The sequence below is a fragment of the Pontibacter korlensis genome, from assembly GCF_000973725.1.
In the GTDB taxonomy this organism is placed as follows: domain Bacteria; phylum Bacteroidota; class Bacteroidia; order Cytophagales; family Hymenobacteraceae; genus Pontibacter; species Pontibacter korlensis.
In genome coordinates this window covers 964,918-983,644 of record NZ_CP009621.1, presented here as the reverse complement: position 1 = coordinate 983,644, position 18,727 = coordinate 964,918, and the positions used below count along the sequence as shown (strand labels likewise).

10 protein-coding genes are annotated in these 18,727 nt (G+C 47.6%); 5 read left to right on the top strand and 5 right to left on the bottom strand.

What is annotated here, in order from left to right; translation table 11 throughout:
* Nucleotides 1-66: 66 nt before the first annotated feature.
* From PKOR_RS03985 to PKOR_RS03970, 4 genes are all read left to right on the top strand, one after another.
* Nucleotides 67-1,155, top strand: a complete 1,089-nt coding sequence (locus PKOR_RS03985) for an NAD(P)/FAD-dependent oxidoreductase (protein ID WP_046309258.1) — start codon at nt 67-69, stop codon at nt 1,153-1,155.
* 4 nt (nt 1,156-1,159) lie between these two features.
* Nucleotides 1,160-4,363, top strand: coding sequence for a PD40 domain-containing protein (locus PKOR_RS03980; protein WP_046309256.1), 3,204 nt, complete (start codon nt 1,160-1,162; stop codon nt 4,361-4,363).
* Nucleotides 4,364-4,376: 13 nt separating this feature from the next.
* On the top strand, nt 4,377-5,528 hold the full coding sequence (locus PKOR_RS03975; protein ID WP_046309254.1) for a serine hydrolase domain-containing protein: 1,152 nt from the start codon (nt 4,377-4,379) through the stop codon (nt 5,526-5,528).
* Nucleotides 5,529-5,604: 76 nt separating this feature from the next.
* Entirely contained in the window at nt 5,605-6,018 is a 414-nt protein-coding gene (locus tag PKOR_RS03970) for a hypothetical protein (protein WP_046309253.1), read from the top strand.
* A gap of 125 nt (nt 6,019-6,143) precedes the next feature.
* On the opposite strand, the gene PKOR_RS03965 is transcribed toward PKOR_RS03970, so the two are convergent.
* Nucleotides 6,144-7,685 (bottom strand): SulP family inorganic anion transporter, encoded by a 1,542-nt coding sequence (locus PKOR_RS03965; protein WP_046309252.1) that lies wholly within the window; start codon nt 7,683-7,685, stop codon nt 6,144-6,146.
* Nucleotides 7,686-8,400: 715 nt separating this feature from the next.
* Here PKOR_RS03965 and PKOR_RS03960 point away from each other — a divergent pair.
* Nucleotides 8,401-9,282 (top strand): YicC/YloC family endoribonuclease, encoded by an 882-nt coding sequence (locus PKOR_RS03960; protein ID WP_046309250.1) that lies wholly within the window; start codon nt 8,401-8,403, stop codon nt 9,280-9,282.
* Nucleotides 9,283-9,355: 73 nt separating this feature from the next.
* On the opposite strand, the gene PKOR_RS03955 is transcribed toward PKOR_RS03960, so the two are convergent.
* The 4 genes from PKOR_RS03955 to sov are packed head-to-tail and all read right to left on the bottom strand — an operon-like array spanning nt 9,356 to nt 18,727.
* Entirely contained in the window at nt 9,356-10,645 is a 1,290-nt protein-coding gene (locus tag PKOR_RS03955; RefSeq protein ID WP_084694720.1) for a M28 family metallopeptidase, read from the bottom strand.
* A 60-nt stretch (nt 10,646-10,705) separates the two neighbouring features.
* Entirely contained in the window at nt 10,706-11,083 is a 378-nt protein-coding gene (locus tag PKOR_RS03950; protein WP_046309247.1) for a VanZ family protein, read from the bottom strand.
* Nucleotides 11,084-11,108: 25 nt separating this feature from the next.
* Nucleotides 11,109-11,489 (bottom strand): glycine cleavage system protein GcvH, encoded by a 381-nt coding sequence (gene gcvH / locus PKOR_RS03945; RefSeq protein ID WP_046309246.1) that lies wholly within the window; start codon nt 11,487-11,489, stop codon nt 11,109-11,111.
* A 59-nt stretch (nt 11,490-11,548) separates the two neighbouring features.
* Nucleotides 11,549-18,727 carry a T9SS outer membrane translocon Sov/SprA gene (gene sov, locus PKOR_RS03940; protein WP_235337231.1) on the bottom strand — a complete coding sequence of 2,393 codons (7,179 nt, stop codon included), beginning with the start codon at nt 18,725-18,727 and terminating at the stop codon, nt 11,549-11,551.

Here is an 18,727-nt window from a genome sequence, read left to right as displayed (position 1 = left end):
TTGGACAAGCGTAAAATCGTGCCTCTAAGTTACTAATTTACGCGGTACATCTCGTAACTTGCCTGTATGAAATACGATTTTATAGTGGTAGGGCACGGTTTGGCCGGTGCTATCCTGAGCTATACATTACGCAAGCAAGGGCACCGGGTGTTGGTAATAGATGAGCCCCGGCCTAGTGCCGCCTCACGCGTAGCCGCCGGTCTGCTGAACCCGGTAGCAGGCAAGCGCTTTGCCAAATCCTGGCTGGCGGATACCTTTATACCTGCCGCGGATGCGTTTTACGATGAGCTGGAGCAACACTTCCATCAACCTTTGTTCATCCATAAGCCTATCTACAAGATTTTCTCCTCCATAGAGGAACAGAACACCTGGATGGCCAAGAGTGCCGGTACCAACTGGAATGACTACATTCTGTCTACGCACACGCAAAGTATAAATCAACCGGATATAGATGACCCATTCGGAGGCATCATGATTGGGAGGGGTGGTTACCTGCAGGTAACTGAGATGCTGGATTTGCTGACGCAGGAGGTACTCGAGCAAAAGCTAATGTTGCCGGAACGATTTGAGATAGAGAAGCTGCAACTAACTGAGGGCGGTGTGCGCTATAAGGAAGATGAAGCTAAGCACCTGATTTTCTGTGAGGGGTTTCAGGTGGTAAATAATCCATACTTTAAATGGCTGCCTATACAACCCACCAAAGGAGAGGTGCTGGAAGTACAAACGGAGAATTATACTCCTGAATGCATCTATAACAAAGCTGTTTACGTTGTTCCGGTAGGTAATGGGCGCTTTAAGATAGGAGCCACCTACAATTGGCGCCAACCCGACGAAGAGCCTAGTCCGGAAGGGCAGGAGGAGCTAACAGAGCGATTCAGGCAGATTACCTCGCAACCGTTTCAAGTAACCGAACATTTGGCAGGCATAAGGCCAGCCGTACGAGATCGACGGCCGCTGGTGGGGCTACATCCGCAGTACCCACAGCTGAGCGTGTTCAATGGCATGGGCTCTAAGGGTGTTTTGATGGCACCTTACCTGGCACAGCAGTTTGCTGCAGCACTTGCCGGGACAGAAGAGGTAATGCCGGAGATACACATTTTTAGATATTTATCGTTATATTACGACTACATAGAACAACAGAACCAGCAACTCTAAGCGCATGCGTTTTTCTAACAGAATCCTACCGCTGTTCATCCTCTTCCTTTTGGCGGCTTCTGCCTTGCAGGCGCAGCCAAACGTAGATTCTTTCGGTAAGAGCCGGATTCAGTACAAGAGCTTTAATTGGAAGCTTTACAGTACACAAAATTTCAATGTGTACTTCTACCAAAATGGGCAAGAGGGAGCTGTGAACGCAGCGGCTTATGCTGAAAGAGAACTAAAGCGCATTACCAGCCTGATTGGGTACTATCCCTACTCCAAAATCACGCTTATACTTTACAACTCACCTACCGATCTTCTCCAAAGTAACATAGGTCTGAATAACGACCAGTACCAGACCGGTGGAGAAACGCTCTTTATGAAAAGTAAAATAGAGCTGGCTTATGGAGGTACACAAACGGAGTTTAAGCACGACCTGAACTATCAGCTAACAGAGTTGCTGATGAACGACATGATGTACGGCGGCAGCCTGAAGGAGGCCCTGCAGAGCAGTTACCTGTTACGACTGCCGGAGTGGTTCATTAGTGGTGTGTCGGCGTATACTGCCGAAGGCTGGAGCATAGAAATGGACAGCTATATGCGCGACATGCTGATGAAGCAGGATAAACCGCGCCCTGAGAAGGTGTTCTTAAAAAGCCCAAAGCTTACGGGCCAGAGTGTCTGGAATTACATTGCTGAGCGCTACGGCTACACGGCTATCCAGAATATACTTAACCTGACCCGTATTACCCGCGATGTAGAGATTGGAATAACCAGCAGCCTGAACATACCTTACAAACGTTTCCTGCAGGACTGGTATAACTACTATGTGCAGATAAACACCAGCTCCGAAAGCCCGTTAGTGCAGCTACCTGATGGAGCAAAGCTGTTCAAGAAGAATAAAGAAGGCCATTTTTATGGTAAGCCTACATTAAGTCCTGATGGTGCGTTGCTGGCTTATGTAAAGAATGACAACGGCATCTATAAGATATTTGTTAGGGATGTGCGCACAGGCAAAGACCGTGTAGTATGGCGTGCAGGTTATAAGAATCTGGATCAGGATGTGGATTTTGACATGCCGGTGTTGGCATGGCGTTCTAACTCTCAGTTAGGAATAATTGAAGCCAGGAGAGGAAAGATGCTGCTGCGCCAGCTTGATGCCCGCAGTAGCTATAAGTTTATACCATTCTATGAGAATCTAACCACACCTGCTGCCACACTGGAACAGTTTGTTCATGTAAACAGCATGGCTTACTCTGAGGATGGGCAAAGCCTGGTAATAAGTGCCGTACGAAACGGGCAGACAGACTTGTTTGTGTTAAGTGCCAATGGCAGATTGCAGAAGCAGCTAACCAATGACATTTTTGATGATGTAGACCCTGTATACCTGCGCAACAACGGAGGCATTGCCTTTAGCTCTAACCGCTGGAATGATTCAACCGCGAGTGCCATCAAGCCAGACTTTAACAGCATCGTTAACAACTACGACATCTTTTTGCTACAGCAAGAGGGGCCTGATAATAGCATACAGCAGCTTACCAGCTCTATTGCCAGCGAAATGATGCCACGCCCTACGCAGGATGGAAACCTGGTGTACCTGAGCGAGGAAAGCGGAATTAGAAGTATATACAACTACGACTTAGCTACAGGCACAAGTACACTCGCTACAAACTTTGTAGAAAGTATAAAGCAGTACGACTATGTGCCGTCGGCAAATGTTCTGGCGCTGGTAGCCAGCGACGAGGGTAACAGCTTTGTATACCTGCTGCCTAGCTATACTCCTTCCACTCTTAGTAAACTGCCTCAAACGTCGCGCCAAATTATACTGGAAACACGCGCACGCACTAGTCAAGAAGCAGCCGCCGCAGCTAATAAGCGAAGGCTGATGGAACAGGAAAAGAAAACCAGAAGCGGGATACGTGAAGAAGGAGAGATCAACATCGAGGACTACGAGTTTAACGAAGATCAGCGGCAGGCAATGCAGCAGAAGCGGAACACGGCACCTGTGCGCAGAGCCAGCAGTGGCGGTAGCAACGTAGATCTTGTAGGCCCACTAAACTACGACCTGCGCTTTAGTGTGCAGGAGATTATTACCTCTGTAAATGCTGACCCGCTGCTGGGCTTCGGTATAGTGGCAGGCGTAGAAATGTCAGATCTGTTCGAGAACCACCGCATTCGGGGTACAGCCTTCATGCGCACCGACTTTGAGACGAACAATTTTTTTGCCGAATATATGAACCTGTCTAACCGGGTAGACCTTGGCGTGCAGTTCGCCCGGTCAACGCTTAGAGGTAGTTTATTGAATGCTCCTGGCTCTATAGTTAACTTCACAAAGAATGAGCTGACGCCTGTACTAAAGTATCCATTCAGCCACAGTACTAGCCTGCACCTGAAACCGAAGTTTGTTAGCACCCGCTTCACTTATAAAAACGATTTCTCTATACCGGATACAGTGGAAATGTTCTGGGGCGGTAATGCAGAGTTAGTGTATGACAACAGCGTTGTTACAGGTGTAAACCAGCGCGAGGGTACCCGCTTTAAAGTAGGCTTACTGTCGCTGAAAGGTTTTGAGAGTTCACGGGGCAACTTTAGCAAGTTCTATGCAGACTTCAGGCATTATCTTAAAATACACAGACAAATTGTGCTTGCCACGCACCTAAGTTACGGCAGGTTCTTCGGTAACTCAACCAAGAAGTTCCTGATTGGCGGTATGAACAACTGGCTGTTGGCCGATGAGGATGAGGAGGCCGAGCTAAACGATGTGCAGGTAAACTCTCCGGCAGACCTGTTCTACCTGGAGTATATTACACCTCTTAGAGGCTTTAACTTTAACGTGCGCAGCGGTAGCAACCACTTGCTGGCTAATGCTGAGCTACGCATTCCGATTGTACAGTACCTTTACAACGGACCAATTGCCTCTGGTTTTTTTCGTAACCTGCAGTTAACTGCCTTTGCTGATGCAGGTTCTGCCTATAGTGGAGCCAACCCATTCTCGGGCAACAACTCCATTAACACACGCATCACTGGCGGTACTACTGATCCCCTAAGCGTTGACAAGTTCGATATTACGGTTATCAACTACCGTAACCCATTCCTTGTAGGCTATGGCTTTGGTGCCCGCACTACGCTGTTGGGTGTATACGGTAAGTTGGATGTAGCTTGGGGAGAGGAAGAAGACAATCGCGTAGGTCCTAAGTTTTATGTAACACTGGGCTACGACTTCTAAAAGACCCTACCGCATGAACCGCAAAGCCAAACGCTTCGGGCTGGGCACACTATTATTGTTAGGCTTGCTAGCAGCTTGGATACACATGGCCGACAAAAACTACGTGTACAAGGCCCTTGTGTACAACTTCGCTGATATAGACGACAACATCATATTTGACCAGCGGGAGATTGACGCTCCGGCTACCCCTCAGCCTTGGCCATTAGCCAGGATGTACAACCGCATACAACTACCGCAGGAACTAGAGCAGTTGCACCAGGAGCTGGAGTCGGTAGCCTTTCTGGTAGTTAAGGATGATTCTATACTTTATGAGCAGTACTGGGATGGTTATTCAGATGAGTCGCTGAGTAATTCGTTCTCAATGGCTAAGAGCATTGTAAGTATGCTGATAGGGGTGGCCATAAAAGAGGGGAAAATTCAGAGTGTAGAGCAGCCAGTGGCGGATTTTCTGCCGGAGTTTAAAGAGGGCGATAAGGCAAAAATAAAGATCAAGCACCTGCTCTGGATGAGTTCCGGCCTTAACTGGGACGAGTCGTACAGCAATCCTCTTTCCATGACAACAGAGGCATACTATGGCTCTAACCTAAAGGAGATAATAGACAGGTTAGAAGCTTTAGAAGAGCCTGGCCAGAAGTGGATTTACAAGAGCGGCGACACACAGGTATTGGCGTTTGTGCTGCAGAAAGCCACCGGCAAAAGCCTGAGTAAGTATGCCGAAGAGAAGCTGTGGAAGCCTTTGGGAGCCGCTCAGGATGCAGAGTGGAGCATCGATCAGCCTGATGGCGTAGAGAAAGCGTATTGCTGTTTTTTCTCTAACGCCCGCGACTTTGCCCGCCTCGGAAAACTTTACCTGCACAACGGCGTTTGGGACGGCGATACCATTGTCCCATCTGCTTATGTACAAGCCTCACTTACTCCTAATGGCCTTACCAAAGCTTCTGATGGAGAGAAGGTAGATTTCTACGGCTACCAATGGTGGTTAATGCCTGATTATAAAGGGCCGAACATCTTCTATGCCCGAGGTATATTAGGGCAATACATTGTAGTAATGCCGGAGAAGAATATCGTAATAGTGCGGTTAGGAAAGCAGCGCGGCGAACGCTTGGGGGAACACCCTAGTGAGGTAATGGCTATGATAGACGCTGTGAATGAGATGGTAGAGTAGGACCGAAGCTAAAGGTTTAAGATTTGTTACTGTTAGTCCCCAATAACATTTATGGTAAGTACACAAAATTCAGCAAATGAATAAGGCTGTTACAAAGAGTATTGCAACCAGTGGAATAATCGTCATCCTGAGTTGTATTGTGCTGTTTCATGTTCTGGTAATGCTTGGCATTATTCCGTTCGGGATTGTGTGGGGAGGCAGGCTTAAAAGCTCATCACAAATGTTGATGTTCGAGATAACTTCGATCATCATAAACCTGACCATGCTTACAGTTGTAGGAGTACATGCAGGTGTCCTGAATGTAAGGGTCAACAGGAAAGTTGTTAAGTCGGCACTTTGGGTGATGTTCGCTCTCTTCCTGCTGAATACTGTAGGCAACCTGTTCTCGAACAACGAAACAGAGAAGCTGATCTTTACACCTCTAACTATCCTGCTTTCCTTATTCTGCCTGCGTTTAGCAGTAAGTAGGGATGCTGAAAGCGCTCACTAGGCTTTCTCAACAGTGTTAGGGCCGATAAGCTTAAGGAAGCAACGGAGCTTTGTATTTTAGAAAACAGTTAACAAAGTATAAACCCCGCTACCGTTCAAGTATGAGCAAGTAGCGGGGTTCTTTTATTAAGCTAATCTGTCTGTTGCTACAGAGTAATTAGGGTCTTCCATAATGTTCACCTCAATTACCTGCTCCGCATTCTTAAGCAAACGCCTGCAGTCTTCGCTCAGGTGCCTTAGATGAAGCTTCTTGCCTGCTTTTTGGTAGCGCTCTGTTAGCTTGCTCAGGGCATCGATCCCTGACATATCAGCAACGCGGCTCTCCCTGAAATCAACGATTACCTCATCAGGGTCGTTAAGGACATCAAACTTCTCTGAGAAAGCCGTAACTGAGCCAAAGAATAACGGTCCGAATATTTCATAGTGCTTTACACCATTCTCATCAACGTATTTTCTGGCTCTGATGCGTTTGGCACTCTCCCAGGCAAAAACCAGGGCAGAGATAATCACACCAATTAGTACAGCCAGGGCAAGGTTGTGCAGCCATATAGTAATTACTGCCACCAAAATGCCTACAAACACATCCTGCTTTGGCATTTTGTTAATGATCCTGAAGCTGATCCACTCGAACGTGCCAACAGCTACCATAATCATAACACCTACCAGTGCGGCCATTGGCACTCGCTCAATAACAGGAGCACCTACAAGTATAATAACCAAGATGGTGGTAGCTGATACTATGCCTGCAAGTCGGGCTCTTGCACCGGCAGAAAGGTTTACCAGTGTTTGGGCAATCATGGCGCAGCCACCCATGCCATAGAAAAAGCCATTCAAAAGATTGGCACTACCCTGAGCCACACATTCTCTGTTACCCTGGCCTCTGGTGCCTGTAATTTCATCTACAAGGTTTAGAGTTAGCAAGCTTTCTGTTAGACCTACACCTGCCATAATCAGGGCGTAAGGGAATATTACCTGTAGTGTTTCAAGTGTAAATGGTACACTCGGAATGTGGAAAGGAGGAAGCGCACCGCTAACTCCAGCTATATCTGCCACCAATTTAGTGTCTATGCCAAAGCCCAGAACAACCAAGAAAACAACTATGATTGCCACCAATGAAGGAGGTACGGCTTTGGTAACTCTTGGCAGCAATACGATAATAGCTATGGTTAGAGCAACTAAGCCAGCCATGATGTATAAGGCCGAACCTGATAACCATGAAACTGTTCCGTCTTCCACAGCTTTAAATTGCTCTACCTGAGACATAAAAATGATTACTGCCAGGCCGTTCACGAAGCCATACATAACCGGCTGCGGTACGAGACGGATGAACTTGCCCAACTTAAACACACCCACTAGTATTTGTATAATACCTGCCAATGCTACTGCTGCAAATACGTATTCCAGTCCGTGCGATTGCATCAGGGCGATAAGCACTACTGCAGTTGCACCCGCTCCACCTGATACCATACCAGGCCTGCCACCAAGTACGGCTGTAACCAAACCCATGATAAAAGCGGCATAAAGGCCCACTAAAGGAGGGAAGCCAGCCAGTATGGCAAAAGAGAGTGATTCAGGAATCATTGTCATGGCTACCGTTAGGCCAGCCAGTATCTCTACTTTATAGTCGACTTTTTGGCTAAAGTCGAAGAGTCTTAGATATTGTTTCATTAATATAAAAGGAATAATATATTTACAGTGTTATAGCAACTTAGTTGTTAAGTAAGTAGCCATGGTGTTAACCACACAATCATCATATGCAGCAACACTCTGTTAAAGGCACACCTACGTTACGATAGCTATAACAGCTACGGATACACTACACCTGTGCACTGATAGCAGTGGTGGCCTTACATTAAAATGTATATGTTGTATAGTTAGTGCTTGGGCAGTACAGCAGGAAAAAATAAAGCGTACTGGAGCAAGCGCACAATGGAATTGTACCGATGGGGTAGTCTTAACAAGTCAGGAGTGATGTACCTGCTTGTTATAGAATCACGGTGGAGTAAGCGATATGAATGGCGTTGCTTTTCTCATTGCAGCTGCAAAGGTAACGCTTTTTATTTTAAAGTCAGAAGCTGGTGCTGAAACAGCCTGTTAAAAGATGATTAAGCTGCAGGTTAGGGCCTAAAAACAGGTGGTAACTGTCGTTATTGATACTGGATTGATGCTCTACTTTGAGAAATGAAGTATAGCTTAGGCTATAAATTGCCCAGATTAGTGTCAAAGATAACCGACCATAGCAACTACTTTTTAATTCAGCATCAAGCAAGTTATACTTGAGCTGCGCACTTTAACAGCGGCTTTTCACAGCTTTAGCGGCACTAGCTGCACAAATTTGAATATTTATACCTAATTTGCCAAAGTATCATTTTATAAAGAGCTTATGTTGCAGTCAATGACAGGCTTTGGCAGTGCCCGCCTCGACGCCGACCAGTATTCCATCTCCGTAGAAATCCGCTCGCTCAACTCTAAAAGTATGGACCTGAGCGTGCGTACGCCTAAATTCTTGTCTGATAAAGAGTATGAGATCCGGAACATGGTGCAGAAGGCGCTGGTGCGTGGCAAGGTGAGTGTAACTGTGGAATTCACAAAGAACAAGTCGCAGAAGGCACGTAACACTGTAAACAAAGACCTGCTGAAAGCATACTTTACTGAGCTTAGCGATGTGGCAGACCAGGTAGGGGCAGAAAAAGGAGAGATTTTTAGGTTGGCCCTGCATATGCCAGAAGTACTACAGCAAGAGGAGCAGGACGAAGAAACAGCCGAGGCTGATTGGGAGCTTGTGCAGCCGCTTATCCAGGAGGCACTTCAAAATATAAATACTTTCCGGGCTGACGAAGGTAAAGCGCTTACAACAGAGATTGTGTCCTATATAGACCGAATTAGAATCCTGTTAGCCGAGATAGAGAAGCAGGACCCGGTGCGCGTCGAGAATATCCGTGCTCGTATTCGTGGCCACATAGGCGAACTCTCTTCTTCTGAGCACTTTGACCAGAACCGTTTTGAGCAGGAGATGATTTACTACATGGAGAAGTTGGACATTGCCGAGGAAAAAGTGCGTTTGGTAAACCACCTGCACTACTTTACCGAAACGGTATACTTGCCAGAGCCGACAGGTAAGAAGCTAGGCTTTATCTCCCAGGAAATTGGCCGTGAGATTAACACCATCGGTTCCAAAGCCAACGATGCTACCATTCAGCACTACGTAGTAGAGATGAAGGAAGAGTTAGAGAAGATAAAAGAACAGATCAACAATATCTTGTAAGTACAAGTTGAGTTAAAAAGGAAGGGCCGCTGCAATTTATACTTGCAGCGGCCCTTCCTTTTGTTGTATAGAATTAGTTTGCTTTGTCTCTCATTAGTGCCTCTGCAAAGCTGGTAATTAACCTGAATACCTCTGGAAATTTAGTAAGTGGCAGCTGCTTTGCGTGGTCCTGCGTGTTATGGTAAGCTGCTGTTCCTCCTAAGGTGTAAAAGAAGAAAGCGGGCACACCTGCCTCTGAAAATGGGTAGTGGTCGGAGTTTGCTGCTTTTCCCCTGCTCTTGATCTGTGGCAGGTACTGGTGCTGTTCGTTTAAGCGCTGTAGCAGGTTAAGCTCCTGCTCGTGTACTTTGCCATTCACCACCATCAAGCCATCGTCTCCGGTACCTAACAGGTCCATGTTAATCAGGAAAGAGATGTGTTGCAGCGGGAAGAGAGGTAGCTTAACGTAATAAAATGAGCCAAGCAAACCAGCCTCTTCGGCAGCAAAAGCTATGAAAGCCATACTATACTTAGGTTTGTTTTCTGGGCAGCTATAATGCTGTGCCAGCTCCAGTAACATGGTGGTGCCACTGGCGTTGTCGTTGGCTCCCGGAAAGTACACTTCTTCTCCTTGGCTGCCCAGGTGGTCGTAGTGTGCCGTGAAAACCAGCACGGAGTCCGGCTGTTGACTCCCTCGGATAAAACCTATTACATTTCGGGTCTGGTGTTGCGGGTTTAAATCAGCTTTGATGCTAAAAGTAACCTGCTTTGCCTGCCGGGGCCACACGTCTTGGCGCACCTCCAACACCGGTACGGCATCTTGTTCTCTGGCCACAGTGGTTAATAAAGCTGTTGGCTGAAGCACAATGTGTAAGGCTGCCTGTTGCAGTTTTTGTTGGTATTGCACAGGTAATTGTGCCAACCGCTTCTGTTCCTTTTGCGGATACACCAGGGCTTTATCAGTAAAGCTTTGCTTGAAGAACTTTTTAGCTGCTTTAGCACTGGTAAAGATGAGTGTATCTAGCGGAAGTACCATGGCTTTGCCAGCGCCAGAGGTAGAGGAGGAGCGGGCTGCAAAATCCTGTCCGGGTGTGAGCTGCTGCCCATCCACCTGTAGTTGTGGCGTTTCTACTATGCGGTTCACCGAAAAGCTAAACTCCTGAAAGTATGAATTGCCTATAGGGTGCAAACCCATCTGCTGAAACCTGTTCCTGATATACTCTGCTGCTTTGCGATCGCCACCGAAAGTATAGCCACGGCCATACATAATTTTAGAGGTTAGCGTGTCCATCGTTTGCCGCACACGTGCCATGTGGTCCTGCGCTACTAGGGCAACAGGTAATAAGAAGTATAGGGATAGGAGGAGAAGGTGGCGTTTGTTCATACTTCTAATATAATAAAGCAGAACCACTACTTCTACCCTAGAAGCTACAGAGAAGTATAGCTACCAGATATAGATCCACTTGAAGAGCACAATACCCAGCAGGCAACCTATTGTGTTGGCCATTATATCGACAATATCTCCTTGCCGGCCATAAATAAAAAAGTGCTGCATTAACTCGATGGCAATGCCGAAAGAGGTACTTATTACCAGACTGGCTCTGATGGCGTAGTGGTGCAGGTGCGGGTAAGTAAACTGCTTTGTTAAGCCTACGATCATCAGGAAGCATAGCACGCAGAACATGAAGGCGTGTGCAAAAGAATCGAAGGAGAGAATTTCCCAGATAGACAGGGTAGAAGGTAGGGAGGTAGAGGGCAGCAGTGTAGTTAACAAAATCACTGCTGCCCAAATAAAAGTGAATAGGTTGTAGCGTAGTATCAACTCTACTCTCTTGTTTATGGTAAAATTATTGGCCGATTACCTCACGATAACCATCAGCCGTTAGTAGGCCTTCTATTTGGCTTGCATCGTCGATAGACATTTTAATGATCCAGCCTTCGCCATAAGGATCTGAGTTTACAAGTTCTGGGTTGTTTTCCAGTTGCTCGTTAAACTCCAATACGGTACCAGCAAGAGGGCTGAACAGGTCAGAAACAGTTTTTACCGCTTCTACTGTACCAAAAACATCATCCTGGTTAATCTGCTTGTCTACAGTGTCGATGTCAACATATACGATGTCGCCAAGTTCGCTTTGAGCAAAGTCAGTGATGCCAACGTATGCTACGTCGCCTTCAACGCGCACCCACTCGTGGTCTTTGGTATACTTTAAGTTTTCAGGTAGGTTCATTTGTTATGTATTTTTAGATTCTTTCTCAAAAATACAGCCTTTTTTGCAATGCCAAAACTTTATTGCAGACTTACCCGCAGCTGAACGCCACCCTCGGTTACGCTATTACGGAACGACGTAGATATCTTAGGATCTGACACAGTGCGTAGCACATAGAACTGTAAGTTCAGACGCTGGCTCAGCACATAGTCAATAGTTGGGCGCAACTGCAACTGGCGTGTACCATTTGTAATTTGGTTCTGGCTGCGCTCTACACCACTGTTATCGGTCGAAATGGCCCGCTGCACCGTCTGGTTATCACGTACCTGCAGGTCTAAGCGCATGGTCAACTCATTGTCAAGCGTGGTACGGGTAAATGGTATTTTAAAGCTGGTAGTGCTGTAGCCAAAGCCAACAACGTAATCCTTCACGTTCGTTTCCGTAATCTGCGCGTTCGTTAGGTTCAGCGACAGGTTACGCTCCATCTTATACTCAAGTCGGCCGGTAAGGTTAGTTTTGGTCCTGAAATTGACTCCTAGTAGTGGCGCAAGGCGCTCAACTACTGTTAGTTGGTTTACGATAAAGTATGGCTCAATCTGACCGAACTCGTTTTTCTGTGTCGGGAAGCCCTCCGGCTCCTGCTGATATGCCAGTGAAGTGGAGAAGCTGGTAATATTGTAGCTGGAGTTATACGCATGCAACAAGCTAATCTGGCTGAACCACTTCTGGAAGATCGGCAGGCGTTCCAAACCATTATATGTAACGCTCCAGTTCGGGATAGGCAGTCGGCTGAACGGATTCTCCGCTTTTGCCTCGTAGCCATTTATCTCCCGGCCCTGGTAGGCATACAAGAATGATTTAAGCAATACTTCCTGCGAATTCAGGCTATAACCTGAGTCACCTGCAGCAGGGTTGGCAACAGTCAGCCTGTCGCGCACCACATGGCGGTTGCGGACGAACTGCTCGAATGCCTCTGACAAACCGTCCTGTGTAGACTCAAACAGTGTTCCCAGCGCTAAGAATGATGTGCTGAATGAGCCGGAGGTAAACGGGTTCTGACGGATATCCCCTGTGCCTACATCTCCGAAATCATCAAACTCTTTTCTGTAGAACACTTCCTCTATAACTGACTTAGCACGGCGCACATCTACCGTTACATTGAAGTTGCGGAACGGCTCCAGGTTAGCCCGGCCAGTAAAGGTCTCGGTGTTTATCCCACTAAACGGAGTGTTCAAGTATTGGCTGCTATCGGTATACCAGCCATTGTTGTTCATGCGGTTATACAGCTCGTGCAAGTCATACTGTTTGCCAAGTATAAACGGCAATCCTGGTGCTTCAAAAGCATCATCAAAACCGAAGAACTTGGTGTCTGGTAAATAGCCTGGCAGCATGGAGCCACGGTTTTCCAGGTATGTCACGTTCAAGGAGCGTGTCATCATTAGCACACGTGCCAGCGACTTCAGGAACTTCATGTCCCTAGATGGCTTGGCTGTGGAGTCGTTGGCAACAGCCTGAGCTGTCCTGGCTGGAGCCGGAGAGTTCACGTCTTTCAGGAACTTCACTTTATTGTAAAGCTTCACCAGGTCAACACGGCCATTTACGCTGAGCTCCACATTGTTCTCAGCGGTATTACCCAGCCTGAACGTCGTGTCCTGGTTTAGGGCCGTAGAGCCTGCCGTCCAGATGTAGGTGGTGGCATAGCGGGTATCAGCACTTAGCCAGTCCGTAAGCGGGAACTTGTCGAATGGCAGTTTATAATTCAGCGCGACTAACTGGTTGAAGTTAGTATTGCGGCCGCCGCTTAACAGGTTCTCCCGGATCGTCTTGTTTTTGTATTGAAGTGAGTCTACTTCATTATTAATGCGGCCATCCGGCTCGTCAATTACTGAGCGGTTGGTGGCGGTATAGTCTAGCGAGAGGCTCTTGGTAAGATCCCAGCGCATATCGTAAATACGGTTAAAGTAGAACGACTTCTGGAACACCGGTTCAATGCCTCGGGTAGTTACAAAGCGAGTCTCCGGGTCTGGGCGCTGCAGGTACGTCTCATTGTAGAAACGATTTAAATCAGCACGGAAGGAGAAGCGGCTCGGCAACAGCGAAAAGTTAAAGTCTTTTATCAGGCGCAGGTACGGCGAGTTCAGTTTCTCGCTCTTTGCAAACGGCTGATAGTTTCTTGGCGTGTTGTCATAAGTATAAGCTATACCCCCGGTGTAAGTTTTGGTATAGTCTCGGTCAGTTTCAATGTCGGAGAACAAGCGCTCAGAATAAGAGTAGGAGAAGGCAAAGTTCTCAATATCATAAATCCGGACTTTGTCTTCAGGGTTTGTGCGCTCTTTACGCACGTTCAGCAGGCTTATACTTTTACGAGTTTCCCTGGTGACAACCTCCTTCTTGTACTCATCCCGGGCTTCATCGTCATTGAACTTGGTAAGCGATTGCTCCAGCGGCATATCTTTGTCCAGTGGGTCGTACTGTGGCTCAGCAGTGGTTACGCCATACTGTACTGTCATAGGCACCTTTACACCCCACTGCTCTGGCAGAAACTTATCCAGCACCATGTTTGCGCTTACGTCAAACTGTGCTATGTCTTCGCGAGAGCGAAGGGAGAGCGGCTGCTGCAGTCCGCCAAAACCTACAGTAGTATAACCACCCGTAGCTGTTACGTTGGCAAAGTCGGCTAGCTTAGCGTTCAAGCGTGCAGTAGAAGCCCATCCGGTACGGTTTACAAAGTCAGTTACGCGCAGCTCGTTTACCCAGATACAAGCTGAGTGTGGGCGAGAATCTGCATTAACATCAGAAGGGTTACGGATACCAATCATAATACCTTCTACCTCGCTGAAGTCAGGGTTACCTACCACACGAATCATCTTGCCATCTTCCGTATTCACCGTGTAAGGCACAAAGATGTTGCCCGGGGCATTTCTGTTACGCTCAGCCTTGGCGTCTACCAACTGCTGTAACGGAATATTAACCTCGTTTTCGGTTGGCCAGATTGCCTCTGCCGTTCTGCTGCCATTCGGAGTAAACTTCAGAGGCACTACGTACTCGTAATAATTTTGCGTAAAGTCTGTACCAATACGGATAAATGCCTGCATCTCCCCGTCGCGTATTCCTGACTCATTGGACTGGGCATGTATAAACATCTTCAGCTGCTTATAAGCGAGCAGGTCAAGAGCGATGTTTTTAAATACAGCCTTTGAGAAAGAGTCTCTTAGGTCCTCAGCACATAGTTGCAGCGACTGCTCATTCTGGCGGCGGTTGTTGGTTGAAGCATAGTCACGCAGGCGGTTGATTCCTGGAGGCACTACATAAGGAATGTTTGTCTCGGAAGCCTGAGTTTGCGATCCGTTTTCCTCAATGTTAACAGTAGATACAGTAAAGCTGCGCGCATCGTCGGTACAGGTAAGGCATGGGGTTCCTTCTGTAATCGGTTGCTCAAACTTGCGCCACTGGTTTGCCACGAACTGAAACTGTGCCATACGCAGTACCACTGGGTCCGAGAAACCAGTCATGTACATACGCATGAAGCGGATAGACTTAAAGCCGTTGATATTACCTACTGAGCCTGTTGGCTGGCGTACTGGCACCCGGAACTGATACCAAGTTACATTGTCTCCATGCAATTCCTGTTCAACCTTATCCACAATATAGTTCTGGCCTATATTCATTTGGCTAGGGTTCAGGTTAATTTTGTACTCGTAATATTGTTCCAGATCGCTGATAACGTTGTCGCCGTTCAGGTCCTCTTTATCAGGGTAAGCATAGTTAGCGAAACGGCTGTTTTCAGGAGAATTGTTCTCCATGCCGTTAAAGTTCTTGTAGCGCTGTAGTATACCTGCGTTCATCTGGTCATACACCGGGTCCAGGTGGTGCAGAAAATTATCTGCAGATGGGTCATCCAGAACCATTTGTGGCGGTGAGCCTTGTATACGACTTAAAAATAAGTCTTGGAAGTGTGTTTGCTCATCTGCATCATTCAAGCCATCTAAGCCAATGTCCTGCCGCTGGCGGCCGCCCGGTATACCTGTAAAGGCATCGGTCAGGAACTGCTGCTGCGTTACGCGGCCCCATATAGTCTCCTCCAGGTCTTGCACATCATTGTCAGAGGCCGGCAAGCCATTCTCGAAGGAGTACTCGTTATCCTTCAGGATATCCTCAGACACGTTGCCCAAGTTCAGTACCAGCTGGCCTGGGTCTTTGCTGTTGACGTTGCCGCCGAAAGCTCCGTCTCTACCATTAGCTCCTGCAATAAAAGGATCCATCATCCAGAACTCTACATACTCGATGTTGGCGTTGTCAAAGTCGGTATCAAAAGAAATTTCACGGCTGATACCGCCCCAGTTATTGCGCGGGTCTCCGGCCAGCAAACCCTGCTGTGTAAGGTCTGGGTTATAGTTGTACTGGCCCCGCTCGCGTGGGTAGTACGCTAAGTCAAAAGTATACTCGTAGTTGTTGGTTACTTCTGCATCGCGATTCTGGAATATCTCTGTTCGTCTTACACCACGCACGTAATGGTTTCTTAGTGCCTCCTCTGTAATGTTATCCGGCCTCAGGTTATCAGAGTTACGATAGAAAATCTGGTCGATAGTATACCAGGCTAACTTCGCGCGGTTGTACGAGTATGTCAGTCCTTGGCCAGGTACAAGTGGGGCAGGAGTAGCAGCCACACGCCAGGTGCTGTTGTTAAATCCGCCCAGACTGTACGGTGTTTCGGCTCCTTCAAAGTCATCGAGGTAAGAAGCTCCATCTTCGTTAGCGTTAGACTTAGACTTGGCTGGGATTAGCTGTGCAAACTCACTGTTAAATGTAATCAGCGACGGAGCCTTTGTCTGTATCAGCGGGATCGCATCTACGAAACGTGTCAACATTCGCGACTCTTTTTGCACATTCACATCAAAGCCATAAATGGTGTTGTTTGTAGGTTCGTCGCCTATACTTACACGGTTGATAAAAGTCTGCTCGTTCAGGTGCAGTACTGTGGCACCCAAGTTTACATCGTCGTTCAGGCGGTAATCGAAGCGGGCACCCAGCATAGTGCGTGGCTGTATGTTCAGCAGTTCAGCCTTCTCATAAGTCACGCGAAGGTCGTTAGCCGAGTTCAGGTAGCTTGGGTTCAGTATTTTGATACGGCCCAAGTCATAGAACACCTGGTAATCGGTACCTTCTACTAGCCTTGTGCCGCCAGAGTATACTACCACGGAGCCTTCTGCAATCTGGAAGCCCGGTAGCATAATTTCATCAGTGGAGGTTGATCTTACCCTGCCCTTAAGGTAGAATTTAGCCTTTACGTTGTTTTGCTGTACATCCGTCTGTGTCTGCTCATATAGCTCCTGGAATACATACTGGTCTATCAGGTTCGGGTAGCCTTGCAATTTGCCGGCCAGGTAGTCGCCAAATGGCTCTACTTGCGGGAAGTATACGCGGCCACTTTCTGTATCAATAGTTATACCCGGCAGAAAGTCAAAGTTACCATCGCTTGGCTTGTCGTTGTTCGAGTTTACGTTGTCCAGGTTTAGTACCTCTACCAGCGGGATGTTCTGAATTGGGCTTGGCTCCTTTATACTTGTCAGGTCTACACCTGTTTCGTCATCTTTATAGATGACCTGCAGCTTAAAGTCCTCCCTGTTTATCTGTGTGGCGTCCAACGCATACACGTTTTTCATCATCAGGTCCCAGGTTGGGTAGTTTAATGATGGACTTGTAGCACGCAGCAATTTCATATGGATGACCTTCTCCGAGTCGAGGTTTTGGTAATCATCCATCAGTTCACCTACCTGGTAAGTTTTGCCATTGTAAGTATACTCGAAAGCAATACCCAATACTTGGTCGGGTAGCAAAGCGGAGTTAAGGGAGATATAACCTAATTGCGGGTTAAACTTATACTCGTTAGGCTCCAGCCTTCTGGCACGCACGTGCTCAAAGTCTATACCTTTCTCCAATCCCAGCGATTGCAGGTAGGAATCAACGCTGGAGTTATTACGGGCATTGCTGTTGCGTGGAGAAATTCTGCTGTAAAGCGAGTTTGCAGCGTTATCGGCAGGAGCTGTCGCTGGTCTGCCATTCTCAAATGCTTCGCGGTATGGATCGGCTTCACCCAAGTCCATATAAGCAACTACGTTACGCAGGTTCTCCGTAGAGCGGTTGTTGTTAGTTACGTACAGTTCCACGCGACGAATCACAATACCAGAGTTTACCAGCGGCAGGTTCTTGAGAGCCTCGTTATACCGGTTCCGGAAGAACTGGGATAAATAGAAATGGCGGTCACGGTCGTAGGCATCTACCCGGATCTCGAAAGGCCTGTTCTGCCCGCCGTTCTGTATCACTACCTCGTCGTTGGTGCCACGCACGCTGGAGGCGATGGTTGTTACACCCAGTCTACCGAACTGCAGCTGCGCTTTTACGCCAAACAGGTTCTGGGCACCTGTAATCAATGAGTTGTTTAGCGGAAGGCTTACGTTACCGGCCTCTACTTTACGTATGATCTCTTCTTCATAGCCAGTATAGTCCAACTTCATGTTATTCTCAAAGTCGAAGTTGGCGTTGTTGTCCCAGTTAAAGTTAAGGCGCATCTTTTCGCCTATCTTGCCCACCAGGTTCAGGGAGATGTTCTGCTCAAAGTCGAAGTCGCCGGTGCGCTGCTGGCTGAGCGGAATAGTTGGGTTCTCGTTGCGGTTAAAGCGCGCGCCAAATTTAAGCGACACGTTACCGTTAGGTTGTATGTCTACATAGTTGCCGCCAAAGATGCGGTCAAAAACAGGGCTGATGTACAGCTTAGGGATAAGACGGTTGCTGCTGACCACACTCTCCCCATCAAGTCCGGCAGATTTTGCACGCCAGTAATTACGGATAGCCTCGCGTTGCTGCCATTCAGAATACTCCCGCATCGACATAGAAGACGGTGGGCGGTACATAACGCTATCGCCAATGGTCTCCGTAATATTATACTGCTGCAGGCTATCATCCAGCTCTACATTCAGCTGCAGGTTGTTTGGCTGGCCCAGCAACAGGGGAGAGGTACTGCTACGGGTGCCAAATGGGCTGCCATAGCGGTCGGAAGGAGTAAAGGTAGGCCTACGGCTCGGAATATACTTGCTAGTGTCTCGGCGGGTGGTATCCTGCCAGGAAATGATACTCTGGAGCACAGAAGAACTATATTGATCTGGCGCACGAAGCCCTTCCGCCCGCGACCACCAGGCCAACAAAGATACAGTAGCAACCGTGGCAAGCAGCAGGTTGTGCTTTTTACTTTTCCAGATCAA